The 19,577-nt window shown below is 43.5% G+C and carries 21 protein-coding genes, 1 riboswitch and 1 other annotated feature; of the genes, 10 read left to right on the top strand and 11 right to left on the bottom strand.

Going from position 1 to position 19,577, the window contains the following annotated elements; all coding sequences use genetic code 11:
• Window positions 1–87: 87 nt before the first annotated feature.
• The 7 genes from J2S23_RS08445 to J2S23_RS08475 all read right to left on the bottom strand — a co-directional run bounded on the left by J2S23_RS08445 (window position 88) and on the right by J2S23_RS08475 (window position 6,030).
• The gene (locus tag J2S23_RS08445; RefSeq protein ID WP_307122283.1) at window positions 88–909 is read right to left on the bottom strand and encodes a replication initiator protein A; all 822 of its coding nucleotides are present in this window, start codon (window positions 907–909) and stop codon (window positions 88–90) included.
• Entirely contained in the window at window positions 906–1,079 is a 174-nt protein-coding gene (locus J2S23_RS08450) for a hypothetical protein (RefSeq protein WP_307122284.1), read from the bottom strand. The genes J2S23_RS08445 and J2S23_RS08450 overlap by 4 nt, the downstream gene beginning before the upstream one ends.
• 259 nt (window positions 1,080–1,338) lie before the next feature.
• Complete coding sequence (gene rplL, locus J2S23_RS08455) at window positions 1,339–1,707, bottom strand: 50S ribosomal protein L7/L12 (RefSeq protein WP_307122285.1); 369 nt, start codon at window positions 1,705–1,707, stop codon at window positions 1,339–1,341.
• A gap of 63 nt (window positions 1,708–1,770) precedes the next feature.
• The gene (gene rplJ, locus J2S23_RS08460; RefSeq protein WP_307122286.1) at window positions 1,771–2,271 is read right to left on the bottom strand and encodes a 50S ribosomal protein L10; all 501 of its coding nucleotides are present in this window, start codon (window positions 2,269–2,271) and stop codon (window positions 1,771–1,773) included.
• A gap of 35 nt (window positions 2,272–2,306) precedes the next feature.
• Window positions 2,307–2,442 (bottom strand) — a sequence feature (ribosomal protein L10 leader region).
• A gap of 423 nt (window positions 2,443–2,865) precedes the next feature.
• Window positions 2,866–4,212, bottom strand: a complete 1,347-nt coding sequence (gene asnS / locus J2S23_RS08465; RefSeq protein WP_307122287.1) for an asparagine--tRNA ligase — start codon at window positions 4,210–4,212, stop codon at window positions 2,866–2,868.
• A 172-nt stretch (window positions 4,213–4,384) separates the two neighbouring features.
• Complete coding sequence (locus tag J2S23_RS08470; protein ID WP_307122288.1) at window positions 4,385–5,563, bottom strand: pyridoxal phosphate-dependent aminotransferase; 1,179 nt, start codon at window positions 5,561–5,563, stop codon at window positions 4,385–4,387.
• Window positions 5,560–6,030: a cell wall elongation regulator TseB-like domain-containing protein gene (locus J2S23_RS08475; protein ID WP_307122289.1), complete on the bottom strand. Its 471-nt coding sequence runs from the start codon at window positions 6,028–6,030 to the stop codon at window positions 5,560–5,562. Before J2S23_RS08475 ends, J2S23_RS08470 begins: the two co-directional genes overlap by 4 nt.
• Window positions 6,031–6,181: 151 nt before the next feature.
• Here J2S23_RS08475 and J2S23_RS08480 point away from each other — a divergent pair, with 151 nt between their 5' ends.
• Complete coding sequence (locus J2S23_RS08480) at window positions 6,182–6,634, top strand: MarR family winged helix-turn-helix transcriptional regulator (RefSeq protein ID WP_307122290.1); 453 nt, start codon at window positions 6,182–6,184, stop codon at window positions 6,632–6,634.
• A 77-nt stretch (window positions 6,635–6,711) separates the two neighbouring features.
• Entirely contained in the window at window positions 6,712–7,257 is a 546-nt protein-coding gene (locus tag J2S23_RS08485) for an NAD(P)H-dependent oxidoreductase (RefSeq protein WP_307122291.1), read from the top strand.
• A 71-nt stretch (window positions 7,258–7,328) separates the two neighbouring features.
• On the opposite strand, the gene yaaA is transcribed toward J2S23_RS08485, so the two are convergent.
• Both yaaA and J2S23_RS08495 read right to left on the bottom strand, forming a co-directional pair.
• Window positions 7,329–8,054, bottom strand: a complete 726-nt coding sequence (yaaA, locus tag J2S23_RS08490) for a peroxide stress protein YaaA (protein ID WP_307122292.1) — start codon at window positions 8,052–8,054, stop codon at window positions 7,329–7,331.
• A 12-nt stretch (window positions 8,055–8,066) separates the two neighbouring features.
• Entirely contained in the window at window positions 8,067–9,902 is a 1,836-nt protein-coding gene (locus tag J2S23_RS08495; RefSeq protein ID WP_307122293.1) for a heavy metal translocating P-type ATPase, read from the bottom strand.
• Between the two features lie 63 nt (window positions 9,903–9,965).
• Window positions 9,966–10,072, bottom strand: a riboswitch (NiCo riboswitch).
• A gap of 264 nt (window positions 10,073–10,336) precedes the next feature.
• On the opposite strand from J2S23_RS08495, the gene J2S23_RS08500 reads away from it, so the two are divergent.
• From J2S23_RS08500 to J2S23_RS08535, 8 genes are all read left to right on the top strand, one after another.
• Window positions 10,337–10,795 carry a hypothetical protein gene (locus J2S23_RS08500; RefSeq protein ID WP_307122294.1) on the top strand — a complete coding sequence of 153 codons (459 nt, stop codon included), beginning with the start codon at window positions 10,337–10,339 and terminating at the stop codon, window positions 10,793–10,795.
• A gap of 15 nt (window positions 10,796–10,810) precedes the next feature.
• Complete coding sequence (locus tag J2S23_RS08505) at window positions 10,811–11,683, top strand: ABC transporter ATP-binding protein (RefSeq protein ID WP_307122295.1); 873 nt, start codon at window positions 10,811–10,813, stop codon at window positions 11,681–11,683.
• Between the two features lie 13 nt (window positions 11,684–11,696).
• Window positions 11,697–12,404 (top strand): hypothetical protein, encoded by a 708-nt coding sequence (locus J2S23_RS08510; protein WP_307122296.1) that lies wholly within the window; start codon window positions 11,697–11,699, stop codon window positions 12,402–12,404.
• A 15-nt stretch (window positions 12,405–12,419) separates the two neighbouring features.
• Window positions 12,420–12,992: a hypothetical protein gene (locus J2S23_RS08515; RefSeq protein WP_307122297.1), complete on the top strand. Its 573-nt coding sequence runs from the start codon at window positions 12,420–12,422 to the stop codon at window positions 12,990–12,992.
• An 18-nt stretch (window positions 12,993–13,010) separates the two neighbouring features.
• On the top strand, window positions 13,011–13,604 hold the full coding sequence (locus tag J2S23_RS08520) for a hypothetical protein (protein WP_307122298.1): 594 nt from the start codon (window positions 13,011–13,013) through the stop codon (window positions 13,602–13,604).
• A 105-nt stretch (window positions 13,605–13,709) separates the two neighbouring features.
• A complete protein-coding gene (locus tag J2S23_RS08525; RefSeq protein ID WP_307122299.1) occupies window positions 13,710–14,342 on the top strand; it encodes a DUF2975 domain-containing protein in 633 nt (210 codons plus the stop codon).
• A gap of 12 nt (window positions 14,343–14,354) precedes the next feature.
• Entirely contained in the window at window positions 14,355–14,561 is a 207-nt protein-coding gene (locus tag J2S23_RS08530; RefSeq protein WP_307122300.1) for a helix-turn-helix domain-containing protein, read from the top strand.
• Between the two features lie 121 nt (window positions 14,562–14,682).
• A complete protein-coding gene (locus J2S23_RS08535; protein ID WP_307122301.1) occupies window positions 14,683–15,951 on the top strand; it encodes an aminotransferase-like domain-containing protein in 1,269 nt (422 codons plus the stop codon).
• Between the two features lie 25 nt (window positions 15,952–15,976).
• Here J2S23_RS08535 and J2S23_RS08540 read toward each other — a convergent pair whose 3' ends face one another.
• Together J2S23_RS08540 and J2S23_RS08545 are read right to left on the bottom strand one after the other, a co-directional pair.
• On the bottom strand, window positions 15,977–17,728 hold the full coding sequence (locus J2S23_RS08540; protein WP_370868707.1) for an ABC transporter ATP-binding protein: 1,752 nt from the start codon (window positions 17,726–17,728) through the stop codon (window positions 15,977–15,979).
• Window positions 17,718–19,469 carry an ABC transporter ATP-binding protein gene (locus J2S23_RS08545; protein WP_307122302.1) on the bottom strand — a complete coding sequence of 584 codons (1,752 nt, stop codon included), beginning with the start codon at window positions 19,467–19,469 and terminating at the stop codon, window positions 17,718–17,720. The genes J2S23_RS08540 and J2S23_RS08545 overlap by 11 nt, the downstream gene beginning before the upstream one ends.
• Between the last annotated feature and the right edge of the window lie 108 nt (window positions 19,470–19,577).

Below are 19,577 nucleotides of genomic sequence, written 5' to 3' on the forward strand. Positions count from 1 at the left end.
CCATTTCTGGGGCAGTTATAAGTTCAAAAATAAACCAAATCATTCCTAATCCCCAAATACTTAATAATATCCACCAAAACATCTTACTCACCCCCCTTTTAGGTCTTTTAAGCGTTGGACCTTAGTCCATTCGGATAAGACGCCATTAAAGACATATTCCGCTATCGTTTCTGTTCTGTCCGCAAACCTCATATTCTCTAAAGCGTACTGATACCGATGATCAAAATAAATCATGGCATAATCACTAGCAGCCTGTGATAGACCAACTTGTCTCAACTGATCATGTACCAAGCCCCAAATGTAATCTCTGTCGTATCTTGTGACTCTGTCTACTTTACGTTGAAAATTGTCATTGTCACATTTCATACTTGTTAGACTTTCTTTCTCCTCCTCGTTCTCAATGACTGACTCACTCTCTTTAGTTTCACTCATATCAGTCTCACTAACTTCAGTCTCACTAGTGGCTGAATTTAAGACTGGCCCCGGCTGATTTTGATACCCCCCTGGTATTTTTTGAACACTACCCCCGTCTGAATTTAAGACTGGGGTAGCTTCATGTTCCAACTCCCCTAAGTAAATCTTATTAGCCATTCGTCCTTTTTCACTGGAAGACTGTTGGACTTCATCAATCAAGCCATACTCTCGTAAGGTTTTCTTAATCGTCAGTAACTTTGACTTGGAACAGCCAAGTAGTGCCATGAGCTTGGAGTTGGAATAGACCAAATAGATAGCCCCATCTTCATCAATCCAACCTTTACTCAGAGATAATTCCAAGCGATCTTTGAGAACAGCATAAGCTACTTTAACTTCAAGTTTCATGTCCTTATATCGATCACTCTCAAACAAAAGTTTTGGGAGCTTATAGTAACGCTCTGACGTTTGATAGTGATTTGCGGTAATACGTTTCATGATTGTCCCTCCAACACTAATAAACCGACATTTCCTAACTCATCAAATTGAATTAGCCCTGACTCTTCCATTTCAGTAATTAACTGAGTTGCTTTCTCAATATTTATTCCCATGATAGCAATGAGATGACACATCACGATTTGACGTGATGACTGTTCTTCCTTCTGCATGTTTTTCCTCCTGAAAATAAAAAAAGCGAGAACACTTATTGAAATGTTCTCGCTCACATAAAAATATATTTCTACAAATACAAATGTTGAAGAATAGCAATTCTGCACAGTATATTTATATAAAAATAAAAATCCTGCCAAAGATTTTTTGGCAGGATTTTTGGCAGGAAACCAAATCAAATTATCAGTTTCTTTAAATCGCTATAAGCTCTAAAAGACTGGTAAATCGGGCTTCCGCTCTCAAATTGCTATGTGCTTCTTATTTAAGAGTTACGCTAGCGCCAGCTTCTTCAAGCTTAGCTTTAAGTTCTTCAGCTTCTGCAGCTGCAACGCCTTCTTTGATAACGCCTGGTGCGCCATCAACAAGTTCTTTAGCTTCTTTAAGTCCAAGACCTGTGATTTCACGAACAACTTTGATAACGCCAACTTTTTTGTCGCCAGCAGAAGTCAATTCAATATCGAATGAGTCTTTAGCTTCAGCAGCACCAGCATCGCCAGCTGCAGCAACTGCTACAGGAGCAGCCGCAGTTACACCAAATTCTTCTTCGATAGCTTTTACAAGCTCGCTCAATTCAAGGATTGAAGCTTCTTTAATGTCAGCAATAATGTTTTCAATGTTCAATGCCATTGTTATTTCCTCCAAATGTTTTATATAAAATAATAGTTGTGTAGCCTTAGGCTACTAACAGCATTAAGCTGCGTTTTCTTTGCTGTCTGCGACAGCTTTGACAGCGAGTGCCACGTTGCGGACAGGCGCTTGAAGTACAGAAAGGAGCATTGAAAGCAATCCTTCGCGGTTTGGCAATGTAGCAAGGGCTTTAACGTCTTCAACTGAAGCGACTGCGCCTTCGATTGCACCACCTTTAATTTCAAGTGCGTCAGCAGTTTTTGCAAAATCAAAGATGATTTTAGCTGGTGCAACAACGTCTTCGTTTGAGAAAGCTACGGCTGTAGGACCTACGAAAATATCGTTAATTCCTTCCAAACCAGCTTTTTCAGCTGCACGGCGCAAGATACCATTTTTGATAACTTTGTACTCGATCCCTTCGTTACGCAAGTTACGACGAAGAACAGTATCTTGTTCAACAGTCAAACCACGGGCGTCAACGACTACGATAGATGCTGCTGCTTTCATTTTTTCTGCAACAATATCAACGAGTTCTGCTTTTTTAGCAATACTTGCTTGGCTCATTAGTTTACCTCCGTTTTTATTTTGGCTGGGTGTTTTTTTCAAAAAGAAAAACGCGCCCAGACCTAGACACGAAAGTACAAATGTTAAAATTCTTAGTTAACGATTTGTGCCTCGGCAGGATGTTTATGGATTGAATCCCCCTGCTGTCTTAGGTCAGTTTTTTCAAACTTCTTATATTCTACCATACTTTTAGAATAAAACAAGTATTTTGCACGTTTTTTTAGATTTTTTTCATCTTGGAGACATGTGTGAGTACTTTTAATCACCATTAGAAAAAGCGCTTAGGACAAAAGTGTGTCTCAGCTTCTCTTTTTGAAAGGAGTAACACATTGACGCAGTGGTTGGGAGTAATGCCAGTTTTAATGTTAGCCCTGCACAGGTTATTAGGTGCTTTAGCACCAATGAGCCACTGCTGGTTGAAAGCCATAATCCCTAGCTACGCAATCGTTAGAGGCCATCCTAATCAACTGTGCGGAGGCGGGAGTGAGAAGGTCTGGAGTTAGACCTTCTCAGCCTGAACCTAAAAACTGAAATAGTGAGGGGAAGTCAATTTCTTTGAAATCATGACTTCTGTCCCACTCTCAAAATCCATTATTACGGTTTGATTCTGTGGAGCATCCGTGGGAATGGAATGGCTTCACGAATATGCTTAGTTCCTGCTACAAAAGTTACCATCCGCTCTAAACCGAGTCCAAAACCGCAGTGTGGGACTGAACCGTATTTACGAAGGTCAAGGTAGAACTCGTAATCCTCAGGATTTAAGCCTTCTTCTTCGATTTTGGCTAAGAGCTTGTCGTAGTCGGTTTCACGCTCAGACCCACCAATAATTTCACCATAGCCTTCTGGTGCCAAGAGGTCCGCACAGAGCACGCGCTCTGGGTTTCCTGGAACTGGTTTCATGTAAAATGCTTTAAAGCTAGCAGGGTAATTAACGACAAAGGTTGGAACACCGAAGTAATTCGAAATCCAAGTCTCATGTGGTGATCCAAAGTCATCGCCATGGGTGATTGGCTCGTAGTCTGCATCCTTGTCGTTAGCATGTTCTTGCAAGAGTGTAATGGCATCATCATAGGCAACGCGCTTGAACGGTTCTGCCACATAACGTTTCAAAGCATCGACATCGCGTTCTAAGGTTTCCAGTGCTTGAGGGACACGGTCAAGGACTCCTTGGATTAAAGCTTTAACATAGGCTTCTTGCAAATCAAGAGATTGGTCATGCGTCAAGAATGGGTACTCAGCATCCATCATCCAGAATTCTGTCAAGTGACGACGAGTTTTCGATTTTTCCGCACGGAAAACGGGGCCAAAGTCATACACACGGCCAAGCGCCATTGCTCCTGCCTCAAGGTATAACTGCCCTGATTGGCTAAGGAAAGCTGGAGTTCCAAAATAATCTGTTTCAAAAAGCTCGGTCGTATTTTCAGCAGCATTTCCTGACAAAATTGGGCTATCGAACTTGATAAAGCCGTTTTTGTCGAAGAACTCTGTTGAAGCCATCAAAATGGCATTACGGATTTGCATAATGGCCATTTGACGACGCGACCTTAGCCAGAGGTGACGATGGTCCATGAGAAAGTCTGTCCCATGCTCTTTTGGCGTAATCGGATAATCTACAGATTCCCCAATCACTTCTATATCAGTCACATCAAGCTCATATCCAAATTTAGACCGCTCATCTTCTTTCACAATACCTGTCACGTAAACAGATGTTTCTTGGCTAAGGCGTTTGATGGTATCAAACTTAGCAGTTCCTTCATCTTCACCAAATTTCTCTAAAAAGTTTGGTTTAAAAGCTACGGCTTGGAAAAAAGCAGTTCCATCTCGAAGTTGTAGAAAGGCAATTTTTCCTTTTCCTGATTTATTAGCAACCCATGCACCAATGATCACTTCTTGGCCAACATATTGCGGAATATCTTTAATGGTTATTAGTTCTGTAGACATTTCTCTCTGTAGTTCTCTTTCTCTATGGTTTAATCGTGTCGTCCAAGGAATTCTATCAGTCACCTGACAGCCATAATTGGACCTAACGAAGCAAATCCGAGTGGAAACGTCCTAGACCAAAGAATTTGGCCAAACGTCTTAGAACACTCGGTGCTCGTTTATTGTGAGTTTATTAAGCTTCCATGTAGGCCTTAATGCGACGGACGGCCTCTTTTAAGGTTTCTAAATCAGTAGCATAGCTCAGACGCAGATTATTGGGCGCACCAAATCCATCACCTGTGACGACAGCTACACCTGTTTCTTCTAGAATAGCATCCGTAAAATCAGTGACATTGGCATAGCCCTTCATCTTCATCGCCTCAGAGACATCTGGGAAGAAATAGAAGGCTCCTTGAGGCTTAAGACAGCTAAAGCCAGGGATTTCAGTTAAAAGAGGGTAAATCGTATTGAGTCGCTCTTCAAAGGCTTGACGCATTTCTTCGACCGAATCTTGTGGGCCTTCCAACGCTTCAATAGCCGCGTATTGAGCTGCTGCTGTTAGATTGGAAGTCGTTTGACTGATCATTTTTGCCATGCTAGAGATGATTTCTGAATCCCCTGTTGCGTAACCAACTCGCCATCCAGTCATCGAGTAAGATTTAGAAACACCATTAACGACAATCGTCTGCTTGCGAATTTCTTCTGACAAGGATGAAATAGGCGTAAATTGGTTTCCATTGTAAACTAGTCGACCATAAATATCATCCGCTAGAATCAAGATATCATGTTCCACAGCCCAATCACCGATGGCCTGTAACTCATCACGATCGTATATCATTCCCGTAGGGTTTGATGGCGAATTCAACAGAAGCACTTTTGTTTTATCCGTTCTGGCTGCTTCAAGTTGGTCTACTGTTGCTTTAAAAGCGTTTGTTTCTGTAGCCTCCACGAAAACAGGCACACCTTCAGCGAGTTTAACTTGATCAGCATAACTCACCCAATATGGCGTCGGTATAATCACTTCATCCTCAGGATCCAGTACTGCCATAAAGAAGGCATAGAGAATGAACTTAGCCCCTGTCCCAGCGACAATTTGATTCGGTGCTAGAGAATAGCCATAAAAGGTTTCAAAGTGCCTGCTGATTGCCTGTTTTAAAGCAGGTAAACCGCTGGCTACTGTATAAAAACTTGCTGTCCCGTCTTGGATAGAGGTAATTGCAGCATTCTGAATGTGAACAGGTGTTATGAAATCAGGTTCACCAACTGTTAAACTAAGAATATCACGTCCTTCTGCTTTTAATGCTTTCGCTTTAGCAGCAGCCTTTAAGGTGATGCTTTCTTCCATCTCTCTGATGCGCTTTGACAGTTTCATATATCCTCCTCGGAGAGTTGCTCTCCTGTTTTAAAATCAAAATAAAAGAATTGCCCATCGGAAAAAACTTCCCAAACAGGCTGATTAGCAATAATTCCTAAAGTCACCCGCTTAATTTGCTGAGCTCCTAGTTTCTGAACAGTTTCTTTCACTTCGTTAGCTGAAACACCTTCCTCAGCTGAAAAAGTAAGAATTTGTCCACCGTCTTGGGGGATGAGAACATGTATTTCTTGATTCTCTGTCCACCCAGACAAGCTATAGTAGCTTTCATCAAAATGAAACAGAGAGTAAGAGTCAACCGTCTCTAAGCCAGTGTACTGGTTCGCGATTTTGATGGCTTCTTCCTTGTCCTTACGGTAGGGCCTTATGATGACAAAAAGACTGATTGCTGATGTTACAAAGAGGGTTAATAGTAGCATCAGCCCTCCAATCATCAATTGCTTTTTAACAGTAAATGGCTTCAACACTGAATTCACCCCAAAATCTTTCTCCCCATTATACCAGAAATAGGAAGAATTTTCTAATATTTTAGAAAAAAAGGTTTCATTTGTGAAAGTTATTTTACTGGAATAGGCAAAATGGCTTGTTTGTTCATCTAAAACTTGCTACAATATAGGCATGAAAAAGAATGACATCGATACTATTATAGAAGCTAATCGCTCTGCACTAAACAGCGTGATTGCACTCAGACGAACTGTCCATACTATTACACTCCTCGAATCCCCCTTAATCAAACAGCATGGGATTACACTGACCCAATTTGGGGTGCTTGAAATCCTCTATAACAAAGGAGATCTTCGGATTCAGGATTTGATTGATAAAATGTTAACCACATCAGGGAATATGACGGTTGTCATTAAAAATATGATTCGTGATGGATTGATTACAAGACAACCGAATCCCCTTGATAAGCGCGCTTGCCTGATTAGTCTGACAGATAAGGGAAGAGCTTTTATCGAAACCATTTTACCAGATCATTACCAAAATGTTGGTCGCATTTTTAGTGTCTTGACCGATGAAGAACAAGACCTTTTAGTTAGCTTACTCAAAAAATTTAAAAACCTGAGCTAAATTATTGCTAATTAGTGATAAATAAGGTATACTACTTTCATGCTTAAAAAAGCGAATGATTTCAAAGGAGTTTTATCATGAAAAAAGTATTGTTTATCGTCGGATCGCTTCGCAAAGGATCTTTTAACCACCAACTCGCTGAGCTTGCGGAAAAAGCACTTGAAGGCAAGGCTGAAGTAAGTTATCTTGAGTATACTGACGTTCCCGTTTTCAACCAAGATTTTGAGACACCAGTTCTACCAGCAGTTGCAGCAGCCCGTGAAGCAGCTCAAGATGTCGATGCCATTTGGATTTTCTCTCCAGTTTACAACTTCTCTATTCCTGGCCCAGTGAAAAACCTGCTTGATTGGTTGAGCCGTGCGGTAGACCTTTCTGACCCAACAGGCCCTTCTGCTATCAATGGGAAACTGGTAACTGTTTCTTCAGTCGCTAACGGTGGTCAAGAAAAAATGTTTGACAGTTACACAGATCTCTTACCATTCATCCGAACAACTGCTGTTGAACCATTTACCGCTACTCGTGTTAACGATTCTGCCTGGGGTGATGGTCAATTGGTTCTTGAAGCCGATAAGTTAGCTGAACTTCAAGCACAGGCTGACGCTTTAGTCGCAGCTATTGGATAAGCTGACCGTGTCTTATTAAAAAAACCTACTTTAAAAGCCTTGAAGCAATTTGCTTCAGGGCTTTTTGATCGCTATTTTTTGACGAAAACAAGTTCTTTTTCCTTGGAGAGGTCTGCCTGATACCTGAACCCTTCGAAGACCAAGCTCTTGATGTCTGAGACAGTAGTCACTTGATTGTCTACCAATGCATTAAGGCACCTGCCACGCGCTTTTTTAGAAATGGTCGAGTGGGTTTTGAGCTGACCGTCCCTTTCTTCCATAAAAATCAGTTTGACCATCTTCTCCTGAGTAGTCTTTGAAAAAACAGTCTCAAACTCATTAGATAATAGGGAAATAAGCAGGTCGTCTTCAGCAACAGCTTGGTCATACTGCTCATGCCAATAGTTTTTCAGGCTTTGCCCATTGACCTTAAAGCCCATCAGAAAATCCAAACGATGAGGCGCAATAGGCTCAAAGACATTAATAACGCCATAGAGGGCTGACGTGATAAAGACATGCTCGTTAAGATAGCGGATTTGGCCATCGCTAAGATTTTCGCGCTTCATCTGTCGGTACATCAGCCCATCAAACAGCTGCCAAGCAGGATAGGATTGCGCCTGGCCTTTAGCTAAACGAGACCAGTGATCGGCTTCCTGTTCAACGGCTTCTGGTTTGATTTTGTAGTGCCTCTGTAAGTCTGTTGAAGACAAGAAAGACAGTGTTTGAACAATGGCCTCTGTCCGCTCATCAAGGGCTTCCATTTGGTAGCCTGGTAGATCTGTATTTAACTCTTTTGCCGTGGGTAATAAAATTTTCATAAGACTAGTATATCATAAATCCGACTGCCATTTCAAAAGACGCAGACCATTTAGGATAACCAGAATGGTCGACCCCTCATGAAAGATAACTCCTAGGGTCAAGTCAAGGATCCCTAAAACATTGAGAACAATTAAGATGATCATGACACCGACTGCAAATCCAACATTTTCAATAATAATGCGTTTCAGTTTACGGCTCATTTGGTAAACGTCATAGAACTTCGCCAAATTATTTTGAACCATGACGAGGTCCGCCGTTTCCATGGCAATGGCCGATCCAGACCCCATTGCGACCCCGAGATGGGCATGTGCCAGAGCCGGAGCGTCATTGATCCCATCTCCTATCATGGCGACGATTTCCGTTTGAACCGTCTCTTGAACCCGCGTTGCCTTATCCGTAGGAAGGCAGTTCGCTTCAAATTGATCGATACCAGCTTGGGCGGCAATTTGCTCAGCAACCCTTTCGTTGTCTCCTGTCAGCATTTCTACACGAATGCCTTCTTTTTGGAAGGCTTGGACAGCTCGAATCGCCTCCGGTCTTAATTGATCTTCAAGGGCTATAAACCCTAGAATTTCCTTCCCATCTGTCAAAAAGCTCGTTGTCAGAAATTGAGCTGCTTGGGTAAAAAAGTAACTGGGATCAGAGAGAGTAGCCACTGCTTTTCTATTTAGCAGCTGGTAAGGTCCCGCCTGTAACCCTTGACCTGGATGTTCTTCAATAGGGGCTGTCATTTTTTGAGGTACTACCCCTTTTTCCAAGAGATACTGGCTAATGGCTTGGGATATGGGGTGTTGGGAATGACTGGTCATCCCTAAAAGCAAGGGTTGGTTTTCTGTTGATATCGAAAGGTTGACAACCTTGAATTTTCCTTCTGTTAGGGTACCCGTCTTATCTGTATACAACACACTGATTTCAGCTAGATTCCCCATAGCCTGACCTCCCTTAACGAGGACACCTAGCTTGGCCGCACGACTGATAGCACTTAAGGTTGCGGGTGTCACAGAGGCCACCAGTGCACAAGGACTTGCGACAGTCAATAGAACCATCCCCCGGTAAAAGGCATCCTGCCAACCCAACTCCTGTATCACCATCAAAGCTATAATAAACAATGGTACGGTAACCAGTACAGCTATAACATACCACCCTTCGAAGTGATCGATCCACCTCGCTAGCTGGGATGGTTGTTCTTGAGCTTCTTGAACTAGACGAACAATATTAGAAAAGACAGTTTGGTCACTCCTTTTTCCTACTTCAACTTGCACCGGCTCGCCAAGATTGACCGTTCCTGCAAAGACCTCCTGACCCGATTGCTTTTCAACAGGTGAAGCCTCTCCGGTCAGAGCCATTTCACTGACTGTCGTTGCTTGCGACACGAAACCATCAATAGGAATCTGAGCCCCTTTACTGACTAAGACAAGATCTCCTAGCTGTAATTGATCGGTAGAAACGGTTTGGATGTGATTACCTTTACCTACCAGTTGTGCTGTTTTAGGGACAGCTTCCATCAAACTGGTAATAGCTGAACTGGACCTGTCAGTCACATAGCGCTCTAACACTTCAGCAGCCGCAAAGATAAAGAGCAAGACGGTTGCTTCCACTTCCTCTCCGATTGATAGAGCCCCAATGGCAGCTAATACCATTAAAAGGTCCACATTCACTTTGCGCTCTTTTAGCGACAAGTGAATGGCTTGCTTTGTTGCAAAATAGCCTAGACATACGACTGCTAAATAATAACTCCAACTACTAAGTTCACTCTCTTTAGCTCCCAAAACAAATCCTACGACCATCAAACACGTTCCTGCCAGAAGAAACTGGGATTGACGGTTATTTCTGATATAGGTCATCATATCATTTCCTCCTTCTCCACTTCTCATCCGTTCAAAAAAAGGACGCACCTGTGGACAGTTTTCTACTGTCTCACAGATACGTCCTCAGATTACTGACGGATTTTCTGCTGCCTTCAGACTCGAAGGCCCGGCTGCATGGCCTAAGCCACCGCTTGTTCATATCTTATTGCTACCTTTATTATACCTAACCAAGAAACCCTTTTCAAGTGTTTTTTGCCATCTTAAAAAAGTTGCACAATTTAATGTTTGTGTAAAAAAATAAAAAATTATCAAAAAACGATAAAAAAGTGTTGCAATTCAAAAATTATGTGATATACTAAATATATCGAAAGACGATAACAAAACATTTAAAAACAGCAATTCGTCATCGATAAAGGAAAAAGCAAGAGCTCAGCTTTTTCCAAAAAAATCTCAAAATAAAAGGAACATCTATCATGAAACTCATTAAATCATTCTTGCACATCACTCTCTCAGTTGCTACCGCTCTTCTGATTATCCAAAGCCTCTTGGCTCTACTGATCGTATTTCTCCCAATGACAGACCTCTCCTCTTTCAACACCCTCGGCATAACCATGAGCGGTCACATCAGCCTTGGAAACCTTGCTGTTCTCCTTATGCACAATGGCCTTTGGATTGTTGGCTTGCACATGCTCAAGCGACAAATCAAGCACTTCCAACTATCTGACCTGATGACAGAAGACTTCTCTAAAACGATCAAACGCTTGGGTGGCCTCATCTTTCTAGCAGAACTCTTCTCCAGTTACCTCACCACAATTCAAGCACCAGTTGGTACCTACATCATTGACATCAAATATAGTGTTTACCTTATCATTGCAGGTTTTGCTTGCGACTACGCCCGCCGCTACATGACAAAAGAAAATTTAACCATTTAAAAGAAGGGAAAACCTATGTCTACTCCATTACTCACAATCGAAACTATCAGCAAACACTACGGTTCACAAAAAGCCTTGGACCAGGTCAGTTTCTCCATTCAAAAGGGCGAAATCTTAGGACTTGTTGGCCAAAACGGCGCTGGAAAAACTACCCTTATCCGTATCCTATCTGGCCTGATTCCCCCGACAAGTGGGACCATCTCCAAGGCAGACAACTACAAAATTGGGGCCATTATCGAATCCCCTGTCCTCTACCCCAATATGTCTGCTAAGGAAAATCTGACCTATGCTGCTCTGCAAATTGGCATTGAACAGCCGAATCAGCGTATTGCAGAAGTCCTTGAATTAGTCGGATTAGCCCATGTTGACGACAAGAAAAAAGTGAAAGATTTTTCCTTGGGGATGCGGCAACGCATGGCTATCGCGCTCGCTATCCTTGATTTTCCGGATTTTCTGATTTTAGATGAACCTGTCAACGGCTTGGACCCTTCCGGTATCAAGGAAATGCGGGAAATCATCCACAATCTTCGTGACAACTACGGCATTACCGTTCTCATTTCCAGTCATATCCTATCGGAATTGGAATTAGTGGTTGATCGTTTTGTCATCCTGCACAAGGGACGTGTCATTCAAGACATCGACAAGTCAGACCTGCACCATCAGGTTGCCAATCAGATTGTCCTAGCAACAACCAACAACGACCAAGCTCAAGTCCTTCTAACGGAATGGGGTCTTGAGATGACACGGTCCGCTGATGCCATCCTCCTTACACCAGATAAGAGCGTTCAAGAAGTGATTAACTATCTTAACCAGCATGCCATCGAAATCACCGCCATCTACCCTTCTGGTAGCAGTTTTGAAGACTATTACTTAAGCCTATTAGATTAGAAAGAAGAAACCCATGTTGAACTACCTCAAAGCCGATGTATACCGTATGCAAAAAGAGCACCTGTCGCTCCTCTCTCTTGGCCTCTTGCTTGTCTTTGCCAGCCTCTTTGCCTACCTCTATCGTGAGGACACTTCGCAAACAGCTGCCCAAAACCTAGTCATGGTTTGGACGACCTTGCTCCCCCTCTTTTTTGTCACACCTGCCAAAATTTTCTTGGGAGAAGATTTGACCAATCGCACCATCAACAATGTCTTGATCAAAAGCCAAAACCGTCTCAAGGTCTTTGCCTACAAATGGGGCATGACCATCGCCCTAGCATGGAGCTATCTCGTAGTCGCTCTTGGAGTGACCAGCCTTGTCCACCATCTTTTGTCTGGTGTCGCTAGCTATTCACTGGTTTTCACTTATCTTTGGTACCAACTGCCACTCTACACGGTCATCATCAGTCTCTGTGCTCTTATATTTGCCTTTTTTGACCGTATCTACCAGTCTTACATGGTGTACATCATTATCGCCTTACTCTTTGATCAACTCTTTAGCCTCATGATGGGCATGATTTTTCAAACAGACAAGCTCACTCCTTACATGATGTTCAATCAGCTAGGACAAGTTGACATTACAGGTCACTACTTAACACCAACTAGCTTGGTCGCCATACTCTTTACCATTTTCTATGCCCTTGCTGGCTACCTCCTCTTTGCCAAACGCGAATTTAAATAGAAAGAAGCAGATACCATGAAAAAACAAATCTTACTAGGACTCTTAGGTCTCCTCATCATTGGATTAGCCGGTCTCGTCTGGAAAGGCGTTAAAAACGACGCTGCTGATACCGACTACGACAATACCTTTACCCTCACTGCTGAACCCATTAAAACCATCTATATTGACGGGCTTGAGCAGCCAGCAACAATCCTTGTCAAAGAAACAGAAGCTAGCCAAACTACTGTCCGTGTCCAAGGACAAATCGCCCAGTCCAACATCACCAACTTGGAAGAACAGTTTGGCATGGACAAAGACGGAGACCTCTTCATTAGCTTTTCCAAAGAGGGTCTCAGTATGACCGTCATGAGAGATAAGCCATCCGTTACCATCGAAATTGCACTTGCAAAAGGTACTTCATTTGAAGATTTTTCCCTCTTTACCTCAAACGGACAACTTGATGTGACTCTTCCTAGTAGCTTTGACGGCCATTTTACGGTTAAAAGCAAAAGTGGCCAAGTCAACCAGCCCAAAAATGGAGAAAATAGCGACCGTGAAGCCAAAATTGAATCCCAGAAAGGAGATGTGACCGTTACCTTAGAAGACTAACGATTTCACACCAAAACCATGAGAAAAACTCTCTTTATCAGCTTTTGTATCGCTATCCTAGGGCTCTTGGGAATTGGAGTCGTCGCTTTTGCCAGTCAAGAAGACACCACCGAATCCATTCATCATACCTGGAGCCTAGAGGCAACGATAATCGATGATATCTATATCGGTGGGCTCAATCAGCCTGTCCATCTCATTATAGAACAGGGAGATCAAACAGAAACAAGTGTTCTGGTATCTGGCAAAGTTCCCAAACGCAGTCTCGAAAGCCTAGCTGATCCTGACTACACGACCGTTAGCCCTAATGAGCTACTTCTTTCTTTTGAACGCTGGAATTCAGGAATTGGAACAAGTCATATTAACATCAATGAAGACAAGCGTGAGGCTGTCACCATCCATGTGATCTTAGACCACAAGAGCCTTTTAAAACAACTCCGACTAGATAATTCAGGCGGTGACATCACTGTTACCGTCTCAAAAGAGTTAGCCCTCACCTACAAACTCGATGCTCATGGTTATGGAACAGTTAGCAAAACAACTTCAGTCCGTGATGCTCCTTCCCTTCTCGAAGTCCATAACTACGGAGGCGACATAACAGTCAAAACCAGATAGACTAGCTTTCTATCTGGCTTTGTGGTACACTATTCTTATCGCTCTAGAATAAAAATTTTATCTTTATCAGTAATTAATACTACTACAAACCAAAGGAGACATACTATGCTATTTCCTGTCCTCATTCTCTTACCCCTAATTCTCATCGCCATGGGCATCTTCATCTGGGGATTCGTAAGTAACAAACAGAAACCTCTGATCAACCGGGAATTTGGCTACCTCCGTTGGGCAATCTACTTGATCAATCTCCTGATTGTTGGACTAGCTGTTGCACTGGTCGTTGGACTGATTTTTTGGCTCTTGATCTGGGGAGGTGCTACAGAATGGATCAAGCATATTTTTGAGAATTTCTCTCTAGAATTCAATAGCGACCCTGCTACCAGCACGCCAATCGGCTTATTGATTGAAGTAATTAACACTATTGCAACGCTCGGCATTCTTATCTGCATGCGGGCCTTTATGAAAAACATCATTGCTGAAGAGATTTTTGTCCCACAAAACGTCCGTTTGGCCAAGTTATCGACCTTTTTCTTGGTGCTTGGCTCCTTGATTCGTCAAGGAAATGATGCTGCCAGTCTTGTCATCCTTAGCTACTATTCCAATGGCGCCAATGAAGTGTCCTTCGAGTACGGCTTTTTCAACATGTACTACCTCCTAACAGCTGTTTTGGTTTGGACCTTGTCCATCATCTTGGAAAAAGCCACTGCCATCGCTGAAGAAAACGAATTTACCATCTAAGGAGGCCAGGAAATGATTATTGTTAATCTCGATGTAGAACTGGCCAAGAAAAAAATGCGGTCTGGTGAGTTAGCAGAGCGTATCGGCATCACACCGGCCAATCTCTCCATTTTAAAGACCGGAAAGGCCAAGGCCATCCGTTTTTCAACCTTAGAAGCCATTTGCAAAGAACTGGGTTGCCAACCAGGTGATATTTTAGAATATGTGCCAGACGAATAAGAGTTCCCAGACCCAACCATAGGGTCTGGGTTTTTGATTCTTTCTCCTGTACCCTTTCCCTTGTCTTTGGGCAATGGCTGCGCTATAATAAGGTTAAACCATCTGTACGGGGGACAGTTTGATGATCAGTAAGTACCAGACCATCGTCAATGACATTACCGAGCAAATCACAGCCGGTCAGCTCAAGGCCAGTGACAAACTGCCGTCTATACGGCAACTCAGTCAAGCCTATCAGTGCAATAAGGACACTGTCCAAAAGGCCTTGGCTGAACTTCGCCACCAGAACCTGATTTACCCCGTTCACAAATCAGGCTACTACGTCCTAGAATCTAAAGTTAAGCACGCCCCTCTACCCTTACCCCCATCTGACATTGCTAATCTGGCCTATGATGATTTCAGGCTTTGCCTCAATGAAAGCTTGGTCGGTCGGGAAAATTATCTTTTCAACTACTACCATAAACAAGAAGGCCTTGAAGACCTGCTTCAAGCTACTCAAAAATTACTGGTCTCTTCTGATGTCTATAGCAAGCAAGACCAGCTGGTCATTACAACAGGGACCCAGCAAGCCCTCTATATTTTGAGCCAGCTGGATTACCCAGACGGCCGCGATACCATTCTACTGGAAGAGCCGACCTACCCTCGGATGATTGAATTGGTCAAACAGTTGGGCCTAGCCTACCAGACAATCCCAAGGACTTGGGAGGGGCTCGATTTTGTAGCACTGGAGGAGCAGTTTCAAGCTGGTCGGATTCGGTACTTTTATACCATCCCGCGCCTACATAACCCTCTAGGAACGGCCTATACCGAAAAAGATAAACAAGAATTAGTTCGCTTAGCAGCCAAGTATAAGGTTTATATTGTCGAAGACGACTACATGGCAGACTTTGACCGAAAACACCAACCACCGCTACACTACTACGATACTAATCAGCAGGTCATCTACCTCAAGTCCTTTTCAAGTGCTATTTTCCCAGCCCTACGACTAGCGACTGTCGTGCTACCAAGTGCTCTTGTCAAACCCTTTTTAGCCTATAAGCAATTAATTGACTTTGATACCAACCTTATCATGCAAAAAGCCCTTTCGCTCTACATTCAAAACGGCATGTTTGCCAAAAACAAACAAGCTTTACAAGCTAGGCTCCAGCACAACGAGGCTTTAAACCAAGCCATCTTAGACAAGGCTAACTGTTCTTTGCCTTATCACCTCCTCAACCAGCAGGTTATCTTTCAAATCAATCCCAAGAACTTGTCCAAACAGCAACTAGCGCAACTCAAGCCCTTTGATCAACTGCATTCGCATTTTGCCGACCGCAATCCCTTGACCTATGTCCGCGTGACTGGGGCAGACCAGCTCAAGCAGTTTCTATCGCTAGACGTAAATACCCTCTGATGCCAAGACATCAGAGGGTATTTGATTAAGCTTTTTCCATCATACCAGCTTGAAGCTGATACATTTTGTGGTAGGTACCACCGAGCGCCAATAACTCCTCGTGAGTCCCTGACTCGATGATTTCTCCCTTATCAAGCACATAGATGCAGTTGGCATCTTGAATGGTTGATAGACGATGGGCAATCGCGATGGTCGTTCGACCTTGACGCATCTTGCGAAGAGACCCTTGGATGATTTCTTCGGTTTCAGAGTCAATGTTGGCTGTCGCTTCATCTAGAATCAAGATTTTAGGTTCCGTTGCCATGGTCCTTGCAAATGCCAAGAGTTGGCGCTGACCAGATGAGTACGAGGTTCCACGCTCTGAGACGGGGTTATCATAACCAGCTGGCAGGGCTGAGATGAAATCATGCGCATCGACAAAACGTGCCGCAACCTCCACCTCTTCGCGACTAATATCCTGGTACATCTGAATATTAGAGGCGATGGTCCCATGATAGAGGAAAGGATCCTGCAGGACCAGACCTGTCTGACGACGCAGGGCATCCTGCGAATAGTCCTTAATATCATGCCCATCAATGGTAATCTGCCCGCGCTCATACTCGTAAAAACGCATAAAGAGATTAATGATAGAGGACTTTCCTGATCCAGTCGATCCGACAAAGGCAATGGTTTCTCCTTGTTTGACCGTAAAGGAAATGTTTTTCAGGACGTCTTTTTTGCCATCGTAAGAGAAGCTGACCTTATCAAAGACAACATCGCCTCGCGTGATCTCAAAATCCTGTCCAGCCTGATGAGGCTCATAGTCATCGCGGTCAATCATCTCAAAGACCCGCTTGGCTGAAATCATCGATGTCTGTAAGGTCGCATAGTTTTGTGTCACCTCAATCAGTGGGTCAAAGAGCTGAGACACATATTGAATAAAGGCATAGATTAATCCTGCTGAGAAAGTCGAAGTTTGCCAATTTAGGCCAAAGTAGGTCAAAATCATGGCATAAGCCAAAATCTTCAGAAGGGACATGGCAGGACGCAGAAAGAAGGAATTGACATTAATCGTGCGGTTGGCATAGAGCATATGCTCCTCATTAATAGCCTCAAACTCATCTGTCAGACGCCCTTCCTGACGGAAGGCCTGGATAATCCGCATGCCCTCAATTGACTCCGACAACTTGACATTGATTTCAGACAGTTTTTGACGGGTCTGTGTGACCAATTCTTCTGAAAAATGGCGGTAAAGAGCTACTGATCCCCAAATGACTGGTAGAAATAGCAAGACAAAGAGGGTCAACTGCCAGGACAGGCTAAACATGGCCACTAAAGTCGCCACAAAAATAAAGCCTGATTTCAAGAAACTTTGGAAGACCGTTGCGAACATATCGGCAACTGCCTGCGTATCATTGGTCAAGCGAGAGACGATGGCTCCTGCTGGTGTCTGATCAAAGTAGGACATGCCTAACTGTTGAATGTTGGAGAAGGCAGCCAGGCGCAGATCACGCACCGTTGCATATGCTACCTTGGCAAAGAGAAATTCACTCAAGTAGGAGCTAACCGCCCGGATAATGACCATTCCAAAGTTAAAGAGCATAATCACCAAGGCAATCCGTGTCACTCCGTCTTCGATATGCTGATCAATGTAGTAACGAATGAGCAAGGTATTTCCTGTCGTCACCACTGTTGTCACTAGGACAAAGAAGAGACCCGATAGCATGCCCCACTTGTACTTAACAGCATAGCGTAAGAGACGGCTGAAAACACCAGGTTCTTTTGTTTTAGTTGTCATCCGTTTCTCCTTTCAAGGTCTGTTCCAATTGCTGAGACTGATAGGTTTCGTAATACCAGCCACGTTGTGCCATCAAGCTCTCATGGTTCCCGCGTTCTTTGATGGTTCCATTGTCCATAACAATAATGACATCCGCATGTACGATAGCTGACAAACGGTGGGCTGTGATGATCGTGGTTTTTCCTGAACGCTCTGCTTTCATATTTTCAAGGATGAAGTGCTCTGTTTTAGCATCGACTGCTGAGAGGGAATCATCCAGAATCAAGATATCAGGGTCCATGACCAGGGCACGGCTCATAGCAAGGCGTTGTTTCTGGCCACCTGAAAGGGAAACCCCACGTTCTCCAATAAGCGTGTTAAAGTCCTCAGGCATGTCCATGATGTCCTCATAGACACCGCAGAGTTGCGTCGCACGCGCTACGGCTTCGTCTGAGAGATTAGGATTCGCAAAACGGACATTTTCCCGAATCGTCGTCGCAAACAGCATTTGATCCTGAGGGACATAGCCAATCAAGCTTCTCAAATCTGAAAGGCGGTAATCACGGATATCGTGACCATTCAGACGGATGCTTCCTTTTTGAACATCGCATTCGCGCAGTAATAACTTCAAGAGGGTCGTTTTCCCAGAACCTGTAACACCAACGATCCCCAGAGTCTGTCCTTTTTCGACAGAGACCTGAACATTTTCAAGGCTCACCATGTCATCGTAGGCAAAATGCTGAATAGCATACTCTAAACGGCCGTTTTCAATCCCATCAAGTGGTGTTTCAGATTCTTGAATATCACTTTCTTGAGACAAGAGAGTATTGATTCGGTCATAAGAGACCGTTCCCCGTTGAATGACGTTGAAAAGAAAACCGATTGCCATCAGTGGCCAAACCAACATATCCAGATAAGTGATAAAGGTAATCAATTCTCCGATTGTTAACGCTTGACGCTGGATCAGGACTGTTCCGACGATCAAGGTTAAGAGGTAAGAAAGCCCAACGAAGATTAAGACCAGAGGACTAAAAAGAGAGTTATAACGTGCAGAGACCACATTTTTATCAAAAACAGTCTGGTTAGTCTCTTCGAAACTCTTAGTCTCGTCTTCTTGATAGCCAAAGGACTTGGTCACCTTGACTCCTGCTACTGACTCTTGCACCTTGTTGTTCAAATCAGAGAAGGCTTCTTGAGCAGCCTTAAACGTCGCATGGTTCTTCCGCCCCAATCGACTCGTTGCCATAGCCATAAAAGGAAGCGGCAATATAGCAATTAATGTTAAGCGCCAATCAATGACAAAAATCATGGTTAAGAGTGTCACCAAGGCGGTAATGGAAGCATCTACCGCAGACATCACACCCCCACCAGCTGTCTGGGTGACCGCGTTAATGTCATTAGTGGCATGGGCCATCAAATCCCCCGTACGGTACTTTTGATAAAAAGACGGCGACATTTTTGTGAAGTGCTCAAACAAACGGTATCTAAGAATTCGTGCCAAATGGTTGGCCGTCCCAAAGATGTATTTCCGCCATATGTACCGCAACAAATACATGGCTACGGCAGAACCTACCAGCAGAAAAATATTCCACCACAATTCGCCATCTGTCAATTCCCGACTATTAATCCTGTCGACAACATTCCCTAAAACCCGCGGTGGAATTAAGTTTAGAACTGCCACCAAGGCCAAGGAAAAAATCCCAATCGCATAGCGCCGTTTTTCGAGTTTGAAAAACCAGCCTAAATTTTTTATTAAGTGCATCCTATCCCCTTTGAACTAATGGTGAGATTTTTCTCACTTCTATATGAATGATAACCAATCTAATATTATACGCCTTTTTACCTTATTTTACAAAGAAAGATTATCAAA

Source organism: Streptococcus moroccensis, assembly GCF_030812835.1.
Classification (GTDB): domain Bacteria; phylum Bacillota; class Bacilli; order Lactobacillales; family Streptococcaceae; genus Streptococcus; species Streptococcus moroccensis.

Coding starts and splice junctions, on each gene's coding strand:
- J2S23_RS08535 (WP_307122301.1), top strand. CDS start 14,683: ATGATCAGTAAGTACCAGACCATCGTCAATGACATTACCGAGCAAATC.
- J2S23_RS08500 (WP_307122294.1), top strand. CDS start 10,337: ATGAAACTCATTAAATCATTCTTGCACATCACTCTCTCAGTTGCTACC.
- J2S23_RS08510 (WP_307122296.1), top strand. CDS start 11,697: ATGTTGAACTACCTCAAAGCCGATGTATACCGTATGCAAAAAGAGCAC.
- J2S23_RS08445 (WP_307122283.1), bottom strand. CDS start 909: ATGAAACGTATTACCGCAAATCACTATCAAACGTCAGAGCGTTACTAT.
- J2S23_RS08540 (WP_370868707.1), bottom strand. CDS start 17,728: ATGACAACTAAAACAAAAGAACCTGGTGTTTTCAGCCGTCTCTTACGC.
- asnS (WP_307122287.1), bottom strand. CDS start 4,212: ATGTCTACAGAACTAATAACCATTAAAGATATTCCGCAATATGTTGGC.
- J2S23_RS08450 (WP_307122284.1), bottom strand. CDS start 1,079: ATGCAGAAGGAAGAACAGTCATCACGTCAAATCGTGATGTGTCATCTC.
- J2S23_RS08480 (WP_307122290.1), top strand. CDS start 6,182: ATGAAAAAGAATGACATCGATACTATTATAGAAGCTAATCGCTCTGCA.
- rplJ (WP_307122286.1), bottom strand. CDS start 2,271: ATGAGCCAAGCAAGTATTGCTAAAAAAGCAGAACTCGTTGATATTGTT.
- J2S23_RS08495 (WP_307122293.1), bottom strand. CDS start 9,902: ATGATGACCTATATCAGAAATAACCGTCAATCCCAGTTTCTTCTGGCA.
- J2S23_RS08520 (WP_307122298.1), top strand. CDS start 13,011: ATGAGAAAAACTCTCTTTATCAGCTTTTGTATCGCTATCCTAGGGCTC.
- J2S23_RS08470 (WP_307122288.1), bottom strand. CDS start 5,563: ATGAAACTGTCAAAGCGCATCAGAGAGATGGAAGAAAGCATCACCTTA.
- J2S23_RS08505 (WP_307122295.1), top strand. CDS start 10,811: ATGTCTACTCCATTACTCACAATCGAAACTATCAGCAAACACTACGGT.
- yaaA (WP_307122292.1), bottom strand. CDS start 8,054: ATGAAAATTTTATTACCCACGGCAAAAGAGTTAAATACAGATCTACCA.
- J2S23_RS08515 (WP_307122297.1), top strand. CDS start 12,420: ATGAAAAAACAAATCTTACTAGGACTCTTAGGTCTCCTCATCATTGGA.
- J2S23_RS08525 (WP_307122299.1), top strand. CDS start 13,710: ATGCTATTTCCTGTCCTCATTCTCTTACCCCTAATTCTCATCGCCATG.
- J2S23_RS08485 (WP_307122291.1), top strand. CDS start 6,712: ATGAAAAAAGTATTGTTTATCGTCGGATCGCTTCGCAAAGGATCTTTT.
- rplL (WP_307122285.1), bottom strand. CDS start 1,707: ATGGCATTGAACATTGAAAACATTATTGCTGACATTAAAGAAGCTTCA.
- J2S23_RS08545 (WP_307122302.1), bottom strand. CDS start 19,469: ATGCACTTAATAAAAAATTTAGGCTGGTTTTTCAAACTCGAAAAACGG.
- J2S23_RS08530 (WP_307122300.1), top strand. CDS start 14,355: ATGATTATTGTTAATCTCGATGTAGAACTGGCCAAGAAAAAAATGCGG.